This is a genomic window from Kitasatospora sp. NPDC101108, assembly GCF_055584725.1.
This window is the reverse complement of record NZ_JBVJLM010000005.1, coordinates 198,081-210,794: the sequence shown is the minus strand read 5'-3', so window position 1 is coordinate 210,794 and position 12,714 is coordinate 198,081. Positions and strand designations below refer to the sequence as shown.

6 protein-coding genes are annotated in these 12,714 nt (G+C 73.8%); 2 read left to right on the top strand and 4 right to left on the bottom strand.

Going from position 1 to position 12,714, the window contains the following annotated elements:
• Positions 1 to 15: 15 nt before the first annotated feature.
• Entirely contained in the window at positions 16 to 2,481 is a 2,466-nt protein-coding gene (locus ACZ6Z8_RS14025) for a non-ribosomal peptide synthetase (RefSeq protein ID WP_465609401.1), read from the bottom strand.
• A gap of 274 nt (positions 2,482 to 2,755) precedes the next feature.
• Here ACZ6Z8_RS14025 and ACZ6Z8_RS14020 point away from each other — a divergent pair, with 274 nt between their 5' ends.
• Both ACZ6Z8_RS14020 and ACZ6Z8_RS14015 read left to right on the top strand, forming a co-directional pair.
• Positions 2,756 to 4,135: a condensation domain-containing protein gene (locus ACZ6Z8_RS14020; protein WP_465609399.1), complete on the top strand. Its 1,380-nt coding sequence runs from the start codon at positions 2,756 to 2,758 to the stop codon at positions 4,133 to 4,135.
• Positions 4,132 to 6,519 carry an amino acid adenylation domain-containing protein gene (locus ACZ6Z8_RS14015; protein WP_465609397.1) on the top strand — a complete coding sequence of 796 codons (2,388 nt, stop codon included), beginning with the start codon at positions 4,132 to 4,134 and terminating at the stop codon, positions 6,517 to 6,519. Before ACZ6Z8_RS14020 ends, ACZ6Z8_RS14015 begins: the two co-directional genes overlap by 4 nt.
• Positions 6,520 to 6,591: 72 nt before the next feature.
• Here the strand turns inward: ACZ6Z8_RS14015 and ACZ6Z8_RS14010 are convergent, their stop codons facing one another.
• The 3 genes from ACZ6Z8_RS14010 to ACZ6Z8_RS14000 are packed head-to-tail and all read right to left on the bottom strand — an operon-like array spanning position 6,592 to position 12,551.
• Positions 6,592 to 8,130 carry an AMP-binding protein gene (locus tag ACZ6Z8_RS14010; protein ID WP_465609395.1) on the bottom strand — a complete coding sequence of 513 codons (1,539 nt, stop codon included), beginning with the start codon at positions 8,128 to 8,130 and terminating at the stop codon, positions 6,592 to 6,594.
• 21 nt (positions 8,131 to 8,151) lie between these two features.
• Positions 8,152 to 9,366: an NAD(P)/FAD-dependent oxidoreductase gene (locus ACZ6Z8_RS14005; RefSeq protein WP_465609393.1), complete on the bottom strand. Its 1,215-nt coding sequence runs from the start codon at positions 9,364 to 9,366 to the stop codon at positions 8,152 to 8,154.
• Positions 9,363 to 12,551 carry a non-ribosomal peptide synthetase gene (locus ACZ6Z8_RS14000; RefSeq protein ID WP_465609391.1) on the bottom strand — a complete coding sequence of 1,063 codons (3,189 nt, stop codon included), beginning with the start codon at positions 12,549 to 12,551 and terminating at the stop codon, positions 9,363 to 9,365. The genes ACZ6Z8_RS14005 and ACZ6Z8_RS14000 overlap by 4 nt, the downstream gene beginning before the upstream one ends.
• Positions 12,552 to 12,714 lie beyond the last annotated feature (163 nt).

Genomic DNA, 12,714 nt, shown 5'->3' with positions numbered 1-12,714 from the left:
GGGGAGCGTCCTTCGTCAGAGCGGCCGGGCGAGTTCGCGCGCCAGCTCGGCCACGGTGGGAAAGTCGAACAGGGTCCAGACGTCGAGGTCCACTCCGAGCGCGGCCCGGATCCGGGTCGCCAGCTTCACGGCGGCCAGCGAGTGGCCACCCAGTTCGAAGTAGTCCTCGTGGAGGCCGACCTCGGCGACGCCCAGCGACTGGGCGAACAGCGCGCGCAGCGTCGTCTCCACCTCGGACCCGGCGTCCTCGGTGCTCCCGGCGTCCTCGGCGTCCTCGGCGTTCCCGGTGTTCCCGGCTTCGTCGGCGGGGACCGGACCCGGATCGGCCGGCCGGGCGAGCCCGGCCAGGGCACGGCGGTCGAGCTTGCCGTTCGTCGAGGTGGGCAGCGCCGCGAGGGCGATGAACTGCTTCGGCACCATGGAGGCGGGCAGCGCCCGGGCGAGCGCGGACCGGAGGGGTTCGGGGTCGAAGGACGAGTTGTCCGCGGGCACCACGAAGGCCGCCAGCCGTAGGGCGCCGTCCTCCCCCACCGGGAGCACCGCGGCCTGTCCGACGCCCGGCAGCCCGCGCAGCACGGTCTCGATCTCGCCCGGTTCGATCCGGAAGCCGCTGATCTTGACCTGGTCGTCGAGCCGCCCGAGGTACTCGATCTGCCCGTCGGTGCGGTACCGGGCGAGGTCGCCGGTGCGGTACAGCCGGGCCCCGGGGGTGAAGGGGTCGGCGACGAACCGTTCGCGGGTCAGTTCCGGCTGCCGGTGGTAGCCCAGCGCGACCTGGACGCCGCCGATGCACAGCTCACCCACCGCGCCGACCGGCACCGGTTCGAGCCGCTCGTCGACGACGTACAGGGCGGTGTTGGCGATGGGGCGGCCGATCGGCACGTCGCGCCCGGCGAACCCGGGCCCGGCCTGCCAGTGCGAGACCTCGATGGACGCCTCGGTGGGGCCGTAGAGGTTGTGGAGCTCGCAGTCCAGCCGCTCGAAGAAGGCCCGGACCGTCGGCGGGGCGAGCGCCTCGCCGCTGGCGAACACCAGGCGCAGGCTCGCGCAGTGCGCGGCCAGTTCGTCCTCCTCCAGGAAGGCGTCGAGCATGGACGGCACGAAGTGGAGGACGGTGATGCGCCGGTCCCGGACGGTCCGCTTGAGGTAGCGGGTGTCCCGGTGGCCGCCCGGACGGGCGACCACCAGGCAGGCGCCGGAGACCAGCGGCCAGAGGAACTCCCAGGCGGAGACGTCGAATCCGAACGGCGTCTTCTGCAGCACCCGGTCGTCCGGCCCGAGTTCGAAGCGCTGTCGGCGCCAGTGGACGGTGTTGAACACCCCCGCGTGGCGGTTCAGCACGCCCTTGGGGCGGCCGGTGGAGCCGGAGGTGTAGATCAGGTAGATCGGGGTGTCGCCGGTGATCTCCGGGCGGGTCCCGGGCTCCTCCCCCGGCTCCTCCCCCGGCTCCTCGACGGCCTGCTGGACGGTGATCGCGTCGGCGCCGTGGCCGCGGAGCGCCTCGACGTCCTCGGGGCGGCACAGCACGGTGCGGGCGCCGGAGTCCTCGACCATGTAGCGCACCCGGTCGGCGGGCAGTTCGGGGTCGAGCGGCACGTAGGCCAGCCCCGCCTTGAGCACTCCGAGGATCGCCACCACCAGATCGAGCGAGCGCTCCAGGTGGATGCCGACGAAGCCGGAGTCCTGGCCGGACCGCAGCCGGCGGCTCACCAGGCCCGCCCGCCGGTCGAGTTCGGCGTAGCTGAGCACGGCGCCCTCGAACTCGACGGCGGGCGCGGACGGCGTCGCCCGCACCTGCTCCTCGAAGGCGGCCACCACGGTCGAGTCCGGGTAGGGCGTGCGCGTCCCGTTCCAGTCGGTGAGGATCCGCTCACGCTCCTCCGCCGAGCCGAACCGGGCGCGCCGGGCCGGTCCGTCGGGGTCGGTGACCAGCGCCTCCAGCAGTCGGGCGGCGTGCTCCAGGACCCGGGCGACGGTCGGCTCGTCGAGCAGCGCCGGATCGTAGGCGGCTTCCAGGACGGCGTCCGGGCTGTTCTCGGCCGCCCGCAGCCGGACGGTGAGCGGGGCCTCGGTTCCGGCCACGTCGGCTTCGGCCACGTCGGTTTCAGGCACGTCGGTTTCGGCCGTTTCGGCACGCCGACCGGCCAGTTGGCCGTCCACCTCGCGCCAGATCCGGCGCAGCCCGGCGTTCTCCGCGAGGCCGATCCGCACCTCCGCCCGGTCGAGATCCAGCCGGACGTCCTGCTGGCCCGTGTAATGGTGCAGCAGCACCGCGAGTACGGCCGCGAGCCCCGCGTCCGGGCTGCCGGTCGGTTCCTCCGCGAGGTTCAGGAATCGCGCCGGAACCGGCGCCGGGAGCAGGAGCGTACGCGAACTGCTCCGGTGGATCGGCCGATTGGCGAGCCACCGATCGCACGGCAACCGCACCATGCCCACGGCCGCCGTCGTGACGAGGCCGCCGGCGAAGTGTGTGCCGGTCATTCGCGACTCCCGAAAGTGAGCATGCACCGGACAGGTTCGAGATCAAGGGATACCGCAGACGCCGGGGTATGACAACCAACTGCCTTTCCTGCTGGAGTTTTCAGCCCGCCCCTCGGGAGGATCTTCCGCAGAGTGCGTACGGCTGACAGACTGGACGGTGATCGCCCGCCGGCGCACTCGGTCCCGGCGCGGCCCGGGCGGGGATTCCCCGGGGAGCGGCTTCCTCCCGGCTTCCGACAGACGTCCCTCCGCACTCTTCACCGATGGGAGCACGATGCCCGGTTCCGTCGACGGGATCGACCCGGCCGAGCGGTACGAACTGTCCTCCGGCCAGGAGGCCTTGTGGATGTTCGAGCAGCTGGTGCCCGGCACCGCGGCCTACCACGTCCCGCTCGCCTTCCGGCTGCGCGGCCCACTGCGGACGGACCTGCTGGAGGCCGCGCTGACCCTGGTGGTGCGCCGCCAGGAGGTGCTGCGCACCGCGTTCCGCGAGGAGGACGGCGAGCCGTACCAACTGGTGCTCCCGCCCACCGGGGCCGAGTTGCCGCTGTGCGAGGTCGCCGACGGGCCCGAACTCGCCGACGCACTGCACCGGGAGGCCCGCGAGCCCTTCGACCTGGCCGCCGGCCGGCCGTTCCGGCTGCGGCTGTTCCGGCTCGGACCGCAGGAGCACGTGCTCAGCCTGGTGATGCATCACATCGCCACGGACGGCTGGTCGTTGCGCCTGCTCACCGACGAACTGTCCGCCGGCTACGCCGCGCTGCTGGCCGGCCAGGACGCCGAAGCGGTGCTGCCGCCGCTGCCGGTGCCGTACCGGCGCTACGCCCGGTGGCAGCGGGAGTGCTTCCGGGGCCCGGAGCTGGAGGCGCTGCTCGCCCACTGGGAGGAGGAGCTGCGCGGTGTCCCGGCCGTCGACCTGGCCGCCGGGCGGCCGCGTCCCCGGCGGCCGTCGTTCGCCGCCGACCGCCTCGTCGTACGGCTCGACCCGGCACTGCACCGCGGGCTCACCGAGCTGGCCCGGGCCGCCCGGGGGTCGCTGTTCTCGTGGCTCGGCGCGGCCTTCTCGCTCGCCCTGACCGAACGCACCGGCCGCCCCGACACCGCCTTCGCCACCCTGTTCGCGGGCCGCGGCGAGCCGGAACTCGAACCGCTGATCGGCTACTTCGTCAACATGGTGGTGCTGCGCGCCGACCTCTCGGACGACCCGGCCTTCTGCGAGCTGGCCGCCCGGCTGAACGCCGCCACCGTACGGGCCATCGACCACGAGGTGCCGTTCGGCAGCGTGGTGCGCCACCTCGCCCCCGCCCGCCGGCCCGGGCGCAACCCCCTGGCCCAGATCACCCTCCAGCTGCGCACCGGCGGCAGCGCCCCGGGCCGCCCGGAGCTGCCGGGAGTGCGCTGCGAGGACGTCGACCTCTACCCCGGGCAACACGCCTTCGACGCCACGGTGACCTTCATCGAGGACGGCCCGGACTTCCTGCTCAGCATCGAGTACTCGACCGAGGCGTTCGACGCGCCGTGGGCCGCCGGCCTGGCCGACCAGTTGCGGGAGCTCCTCCAGACGGCCGTGGACCGCCCCGGCTCCCGGGTCTCCCGGCTGCTGGCGTCGGTCCCGCCCACCCCTCACGAACCCCACCAGGGAGCCACGTCATGACCGAGCACGCCGATCCCGTCCTCCCGGTGCTGTGGAGCGACCGCACCGGGACCGTCGAGTCAGAGCCGCTCGGCGGCCTGCGGGCCGGAGCGCCCTCGGACCTCGCCGCCGGGCTGTGCGCGCTGGTGCTGCGCTACGGCGGCGTGCGGCCGGTCACCCTGTGGGGCCGCGCCGACGAGCGTGCGGCCTGGACCGAGTGGCGGATCGAGCCCGCCGAACTGGCCGGAACCGGATCCTCCACACCCACCCTGGGGGCCTGCCGGGCCGCCCTCGCCCGGCGCGGGGCGGCCTTCGCGAAGGGGCTGGAGCTGTCGGTGGACCCGCAGTCCTCGCCGGCCGTGTTCGCCCTCTCCCCCGCCGACGACGGCACCTGGACGCTGCGGCTGCGGGCCGCCGCCCGCCCCGACGACGAGCACGCGCCCGCCCGGATCACCGCGCACCTCGCCGCCTACCTCGCCGCTCCCGACGAGCTGCGGATCGACCAGGTCGAGCACCTCACCGCCGCCGAGCGCGAGCTGGTCGCGGAGGTGAACCGCCCGCGGCCGCCGCTGGCCGAGCCGGTCTGCCTGCACCACCGGGTGGAGCGGCAGGTGGCCGCGGCCCCGGAGCGGATCGCCGTGGTCCAGGGCCCGCTGAGCCTCACCTACGGGGAACTCGACGCCCGGGCCAACGCGCTGGCCGTCCGGATCGCCGGGCACGGGGTGGGGCCCGGCGGGCGGGTCGGCGTGGCGGCGACCCGCAGCGCCGAGCTGGTGGTGGCGGCGTACGCGGCGCTGAAGACCGGTGCGGCCTTCGTCCCGCTCGACCCGATGCTGCCCGCCCACCGCCGCGAGGTGCTGCACCGGCTGGGCCGGGTGGACGTGGTGGTCGCCGACGCCCTGGGCGCCGCCGACGGCGCGGACTCGACGACCGGGGTGCCGGTGATCCCACTCGGCCCGGTCGCGGAGCTGCCGACCGCCGACCGGGCGGCCCTGCCCGAGGTCGACGTGACCGGCCGGGACCTCGCCTACGTGATCTTCACCTCCGGCTCCTCCGGCGAGCCGAAGGGCGCGCTGCTCGACCACGTCGGCCGGACCAGCATGATCCTCGACCTCAGCTCCCGCTACGGCCTCGGCCCGGGCGACCGGATCCTCGGCGTCTCCTCACCGAGCTTCGACATGACGGTCTACGACGTGTTCGCCGCGCTGATGACCGGCGCCACCCTGGTGCTGCCGGAGCGCGGGCGGGAGAACGACGTCGAGCACTGGGTGGAGCTGGTCGAGCGGGCCGGGATCACCGTCTGGCACTCCGTCCCGTCCTCGCTGGCGCAGTTCCTGCGTACCTGGGGCACCGGCCGCACCGGCGCGCTGCGGGCCTTCCTGCTGGGCGGGGACTGGATCCCGCTGGCCCAGCCGGAGGCGACCCGCAGGGCGTTCCCGCAGGCCCGCTTCATCAGCCTCGGCGGCGCCACCGAGGTCTCGGTGGACAGCACCTACTACGACGTGGCCGCCGTCGACCCGCGCTGGCGCTCGATCCCGTACGGGAAGCCGATGACCAACCAGAGCGCCTACGTGCTGGACCCCTTCGGCACGCCGGCCGGGGTGGACCAGCTCGGCGAGCTGTTCCTCGGCGGCCTGGGCGTCGGCTGGGGCTACCAGGACCGCCCGGCCTTCACCGCCGAGCGCTTCCTGCCCGACCCGTTCTCGGCCGTCCCCGGCGCCCGGCTGTACCGCACCGGCGACCTGGCCCGGCTGCGGGCGGACGGCGAGCTGGAGCTGATCGGCCGGGTCGACCACCAGGTGAAGATCGGCGGCGTGCGGATCGAGCTCGGCGAGATCCAGTCCTGCCTGCGCGAGCACCCGGCGGTGGCGGACGCCGTCGTGGTGCCGGTGCGCGACCCGGCCGGCATCGCCCAGTCGCTGGCCGCCTACGTGTCACCGGCCGGGGCGGCCGGGGCCTCGGCGGACGTCCTCCGGGCGCACCTGCGCGAGCGGCTGCCGGAGAGCATGGTCCCGGCCCGGGTCTTCGTGCTCGCCGAGCTTCCGGTCAACCAGAACGGCAAGATCGCCCGGCCGGAACTCGAACGCCTCGCCGCCGAGGCCGCCGCCGTCCCCGCCGCCGCCCCCGCCGCCACGACGGAGGACGCCTCCGACCCGGCCGTCCGCACCGCCGTGGGCGAGACCTGGCACGAGGTGCTGGGCCTGGCCGAAGTCCCGGGCGCCACGGCCTCCTTCATCGACCTCGGCGGCAACTCGCTGGCCGCGATCCAGGTCGTCGGCCGGCTGAACCGGCGCTTCGGCACCGCGCTGAAGGTGGCCGACCTGATCGCCGCCGACACCGTCGCCAAGGTCGCCGCCGTCGTCACCGAGCGGCGCGGCACCAGCACCCGGCCGTCGCTGCGCTGACCGCCGGTACGACGCGCGAAAGGGCCGGCCTCCGCACGGGAGACCGGCCCTTCGGCGTGTGGGCGGGCGGGGTCAGCGCTCGGCGAGCGTACGGGCCACCGCGTCCCGGTCCACCTTGCCGCTGTGGGTGCGCGGCAGCGCGGCCACCGTGGTGAAGGTGCGCGGGATGTACGGGTCCGGCAGGGTGCGGCGCAGCTCGGCCGCCGCCCGGGCGCCGTCCAGCGGCTCGGCTCCGGCGTCGACCGTCACCGCGCAGTGCAGCGAGCGCGAGCCCTGCCCGTCGTCCAGGGCCACGCAGACCGCGGCGGAGACGGTCGGCAGCTCCAGCAGCCGCACCTCGACCTCCAGCAGGTTGACCCGGTAGCCCCGGATCTTCACGTCCTTGTCCCGGCGGGCCAGGAAGGTCACCACGCCGTCCTCCAGCCGCACCAGGTCGCCGGTGCGGAAGGCGGCGGTGTGGCCCTGCGGGGTCGGGTCGACGGTGACGAAGCGCTTGGCGTTCAGCTCCGGCTGGTTGAGGTAGCCGGGCGACAACGGCGCACCGGCCACCAGCAGTTCGCCGACGGTCGGCTCGGCCGCGTCCAGCGGGTCGATCAGCAGCTCGCAGCCCGGCAGCGGCGCGCCGATCGGCGGCAGCGCCGGCCAGGAGCCGCTGGGGCCGGTCAGGGTGTGCGCCGTGACCATCGCGGACTCGCTCTGCCCGTAGTGGTTGTTCAGCCGGCACCGCGGCAGCCGGGCGAACAGCTCGCGGATGTCCGGCGTGCAGACCAGCTGCTCCCCGGCCGCGTTGACCTCGGCCAGCGCCAGGTGGTCCAGCGAGTCCTCCTCGGCGGCCGCCACCGCGAGCATCTGCAGCGCCACGTACGGGAGGAAGAGCCGCTCGATCCGGTTCTCGCCCAGCCACTCCAGCAGCTCGAACGGGTCCTGGCGCAGCTCCTCCGGCACCACGACGAGCGTGCCGCCGCCGCACAGGGTGCCCAGCACCTCCTGGAAGGAGACGTCGAAGTTGAGCGGGGCGAACTGGGCGGTGCGCAGGTGCGGCCGGACGGAGTGGTTGCGCTGCCAGTCGACCATGGTGTCCAGGCAGCTGTGCGGGACGGCCACGCCCTTGGGCAGGCCGGTGGAGCCCGAGGTGTAGATGATGTACGTCCACAGCTCGGGCCGGCAGGCCACCGGATCGGCCGCGCCCTCCGTCGGCAGGCCGGAGATCGGCAGAGCGGGCACCGGCACCTCGAACTCCGGCTCCTCGTCGGCGTACAGCAGGAGGCCGGCCCCGCTGTCCTTGAGCATGTGGGCCAGCCGGGCCGCCGGGTACTCGCTGTCCAGCGGGAGGTAGGTGGCGCCCGCCCACAGGGTGCCGAGCATCGCCGCCACCACCGGGGCGCTGCGCCGCCCGGTGACCGCGACCCGGTCGCCCGGGCCGATCCCGGCCGCGGCCAGGCCCTCGGCGATGCCCTGGACCCACGACAGCAGCTCGCGGTAGGTGACGCCGCGGCCGCCGTCGACGACGGCGGTCTGCGGCCCCCGCGCGACGGCCTGGTCGCGGAACGCGGCCAGCAGGCACGGCGGTCGGGACTCGCCGCCCCAGAGCGAGAGTGGAGCGGGACTCATGGCGGTTCCTCCAGGGGTGGATCAGAACTGGTCGTCGTCATCGAAGGCGTCGTCGAAGGCGTCATCGAAGCCGTCGTCGAAGCCGTCGAAGAGCTCGTCGATGCCGAGCATCCCGGCGACGACCGCGAAGTAGCGGCCGGTCAGCTCGGGCGACCCGGCGATGCCGCGCAGCAGCTCCAGCCGCGACGGCGTGACGGTCAGCCTGGCGAGCTCCAGCGTGCTCTGGTACGGCTCGGTCAGCTCCTCGTCGCGGCGCCGGGTGAACCGGGCCAGGGCGGCCGGGTCGTCCGGCCCGCCCGTCAACTCCTCGGCCAGGAAGGAGGCCTGGAGCAGCGCGTTGGTGATGCCGCGGGCGCTGATGGTGTCCAGGTGGTGGCCGGCGTCCCCGACCAGCACCCAGCCGGGGCCGTGCCCGCGGCGGAAGTAGTTCTGCTGGTCGCCGGTGCCGATGATCTGCTCGACCTGCTCGGCCTCCGCGAGCTGCTCGTACAGCTCGGGCGCGGTGGTGCGCACCGCCGCCAGGTGGTGGCGGAACGGGTCCTGCTTGATCTCGGCGAACCGGTCCTGCGGGAAGTAGGTGGAGATCAGGGTCACGTCGTCGTGGGTGGGGATCCGGACGATCCAGTGGCCGGGGCTCTCGTGGAAGCCGAAGCCGGTGCTGAGCCCGGCCCAGCCGGTGTAGTACACGCAGCTGGCCCGCGGGTCGCTCAATTCCGTCGGTGCGTCGACCAGTTGGGCCACCCGGGAGCGCATCCCGTCGGCCCCGACCACCAGCCGGGCGTGCTCGGTGCGCACGCCGCTCGCGGTGCGGAAGCGCACGCCGGTGACCCGGCCCTCGGAGTGGACCAGCTCCTGGAGGTTGGCCCGGTCCACGAACTCGACGCCCGCCTTGACGGCGGCCTCCACCAGCAGCTGGTCCAGCACCAGGCGGCGCGGCGCGAAGGCGGCCGGGGCGCCCGGCATCGCCGGGGCCGGGCCGGCCAGCCGGACCCCGCCGACGTCGTGGCTGATGGTGTCCAGCACCGGGCAGCCGGACTCCAGCAGCGCCGGGAGCAGGCCCCACTCCGAGAGCTTGGCCACGCCGGGCTGGTGGATGTAGAGGGTGGACATGGTGTCCGAGGGGAACGCGGCCCGGTCGATCAGCAGCACCCGGTGACCGCGCCGGGCGAGCAGCAGCGCGGTGGCGGCGCCCGCGACCCGGGCGCCCACCACCACGGCGTCCCAGCCGCCGCTCACCGCTCGGCCTCGGCCTCGGCGAGCTTCCGCGCGACGAGCTCCTCCAGCGTCCTCGCCGTCGCCCGTACGGTCGGCTCCGAGTACAGCGTGACCAGCGGGAACTCGACGCCGAGTCGCTGGCGCACCCGCGCGGTGAACCGGGTGGCGACCAGCGAGTGGCCGCCCAGCATGAAGAAGCCGTCCTCGGCGCCGATCCGCTCGACCCCGAGCAGTTCCCGCCACACCCCGGCGACGAACTGCTCGGACGGCGTCCGCGGCGCCTCGCCCCCGGAGGCCTGCGAGCCGGCCGGCGGCTCGGGCACCTTCAGCGCCCGCCGGTCGACCTTGCCGTTGGCGTTGAGCGGGAAGGAGTCCTCGACCACCAGCTGGGCCGGGATCATGTAGTGCGGCAGCCACTCCTTGGCGTGCTCCCGCACGGCGTCGAAGCCCGGCGGGTCGGCCGGGTCGACGGCGGTGACGAAGGCCACCAGCCGCTGCACCGGACCCTCCGCGGCGACCACCACCACGGCGTCCCGCACCTGCGGGTGGCGCAGCAGCACCGTCTCGATCTCACCGAGTTCGACCCGCATGCCGCGGATCTTCACCTGGTGGTCGCTGCGCCCGCCGAAGCGGAAGCCGCCGTCGGGGTGCAGGAAGCCCTGGTCGCCGGTGCGGTAGAGGCGCTCTCCGGGGCGGAACGGGTCAGGCAGGAACGCACCCGCCGTACGGGCCGGGTCGTTGAGGTAGCCGCGGGCCAGCCCGAGGCCGCCGATGTACAGGTCGCCGACCACGCCGACCGGCACCGGCCGAAGCTCGCGGTCCAGCACGTGCACGGTGTTGTTGTCGAACGGCCGGCCCAGGCTCACCGGTCCGGCGGCGGTCTCGTCGGCCGGGCCGCAGGTGTGGCAGGTCGAGTCGATCGACACCTCGGTGGCGCCCCAGGTGTTGTGCAGCGCGCCCGGCATCAGCCGGTGGAAGCGCTCGACCGTCGCCGCGGTGAGCGCCTCGCCGCTGGAGGTGGTGTTGCGCAGCCGGGGCGGCACCCGGTCGGGCGCCTGCTCCACCAGGTCGAGCACCGCGCCCAGCATGCTCGGGACGACCTGGAGGTAGACCGACTCGTAGCGGGTGGCGGCCTCCAGCACCGCCACCGGGTCCCGGTGGCGGCCGGGTTCGAGCACGGCCACCCGGCCGCCGACCGACAGCGGCCAGAAGATCTCCAGGGCGGAGTCGTCGAAGGTCAGGGTGGTCTTGTGCAGGACGGTCTCGCCGCGGGCCAGTCGGTGCCGGCGCTGCATCCAGACCATCCGGTTCACCCAGCCGCGGTGGCGGCTGGCCACGCCCTTGGGCATGCCGGTGGAGCCGGAGGTGTAGTAGACGGAGACCAGGTTCTCGGGATGGGGGCGGTTCACGGCGTCCTCGGACGGGGCCGCCGGATCCAGGGCCGTCAGGTCCAGGACCGCCGGGTCCAGGGCCTGGGCACCGACCGAGGCCGGGTCGATCTCCTCCCCCAGCGCCCGGTCCACCAGCAGCACCGGCGCGGCCGCGTCGGCCAGGATCTGCCGGATCCGGGCCGGCGGGCTGGCCGGATCCAGCGGCAGGTAGGCGCCACCGGCCTTGAGGATGCCGAGCAGCCCCACCACCATCTCCGCCGAGCGCTCCAGACAGATGCCCACCGCCCGCTCGGGGCCGACCCCCCGCGCCCGCAGCTGTCGCGCCAACGCCTCGGCCCGGTCGTCGAGTTCGCGGTAACTGAGCCGGGCGGATTCCGAGACCACGGCGACGTCGTCCGGGGTGCGCCCGACCTGCGCCTCGAACAGCTCGTGCAGACAGGCGTCCGCCGGAAAGTCGGCCGCGGTTCCGTTCACCTCGCGGTCCAGGCGAATTTCCGCGGCGGAACGCAGTTCGAGCCGGGCCAGCGGGGCCTGCGGATCGGCCAACGCCCCCTCCAGCAGGGCGCGGTAATTCTCGCCGAGCCGGGCGATCGTCGCCTCGTCGAACAGGTCGCTGTCATAGGCGATGATTCCGGCCACGGAACCGTCCGCGGCTCGTGCGAGGTCGAACTCCAGGTCCGTCTGGACGAATCCGGTCGGCACGTTCCAGCGGCTCGTCCGCAGGCCGTCCAGCGGAAGCGTCGGAGCGCTCTCCTGGTGGTATCCGAATACCGCCTGAACCAGCGGCGAGTGGCCGAGCGAGCCCTGACTGTCCGTCACCTTGACGATTTCGTCGAAAGGCACCGCCTGGTTGCGGAATCCGCCGATGAACGCCGCGCGGCAGCGCTGGAGATGGTCCGAGAAGCTCTCACCGCGCCGGCTCCGGCTGCGCAGCGGAAGGATGTTGACGAAGAAGCCGACGGTGCGGTCCAGGGCCTCGTCGTCCCGGGTGGACACCGGTGCGCCCACCACCACGTCCTGCTCGCCGGTGCAGGTGTGCATCAGCAGGGTGAAGGCGGCCAGCAGCACCACGTAGTCCGTGGTCCGGTGGCGGGCCGCGGTCCGCCGCACCCGCTCGGCCAGTCCGGCGTCCAGCGCGAAGTCCAGCAGTTCGCCGCGGAACCGCTGCCGGGCCGGCCGGGGCCGGTCCAACGGGAGTCGCAGCAGGTCGGGGGCGCCGGAGAGGTGTTCGGACCAGTAGGCGAGTTGACGTTCCGCCAGGCCGCCGGCCAGCCGCTCGGCCAGCGCGACGCCGTACTCGGCGTACCCGTGACCGGCCTCCTCGGCGGCGGTCGGGCGCCCGGCCAGCGCGTCCGCGTAGCCCCGGCCGATCTCCTCGGCGATCACCGCGTTGGACCAGCCGTCGGTGACGATGTGGTGCAGGTTCAGCAGCAGCGTCCACTCCTCGTCCGCCGAACGGAAGAGCCGGAAGTCGAACACTCCGGGGCGTTCCAGGTCGAACGGCTCGGCGGCGGCCTCGCACACCCGGGCCCGGAGGGAATCCGGATCCCCCCTCAGGTCGTGCACGGGAAGGCTGAACTCCAGGCGGTCGACCACCACTTGTACGGGTTGGTCGTCCACCACGGAAAAGCCGGTGCGCAGTGCGGCATGACGGGATATCAGTGCACGGATTGACTGTTCCAGTGCCGGGACATCGAGTTCGCCCCGGATCTCGTGCGCGACGGGCCCGTTGTAGAGCGGGAGTCGCGGATGCAGGCTGTGCAGGAGCCACAGCCTGCGCTGCTGCGGCGAGATGGGAACGACACGGTCGGGCATGGGTTGGTCCCCCGCTCTCATCACTGCAAGACGCGGCGAGACTACCCTACTCGATGCGATCATGACAGAGGTCAAATCCCTTGTGGGCAAGGCAAGATCTCACCCCTTGCCGAGCCAATTCCCGCCTGTATGCTGACGTTCCTGGGGGACGCCGATCCGTGTC

Coding starts and splice junctions, on each gene's coding strand:
- ACZ6Z8_RS14025 (WP_465609401.1), bottom strand. CDS start 2,481: ATGACCGGCACACACTTCGCCGGCGGCCTCGTCACGACGGCGGCCGTG.
- ACZ6Z8_RS14020 (WP_465609399.1), top strand. CDS start 2,756: ATGCCCGGTTCCGTCGACGGGATCGACCCGGCCGAGCGGTACGAACTG.
- ACZ6Z8_RS14015 (WP_465609397.1), top strand. CDS start 4,132: ATGACCGAGCACGCCGATCCCGTCCTCCCGGTGCTGTGGAGCGACCGC.
- ACZ6Z8_RS14010 (WP_465609395.1), bottom strand. CDS start 8,130: ATGAGTCCCGCTCCACTCTCGCTCTGGGGCGGCGAGTCCCGACCGCCG.
- ACZ6Z8_RS14000 (WP_465609391.1), bottom strand. CDS start 12,551: ATGCCCGACCGTGTCGTTCCCATCTCGCCGCAGCAGCGCAGGCTGTGG.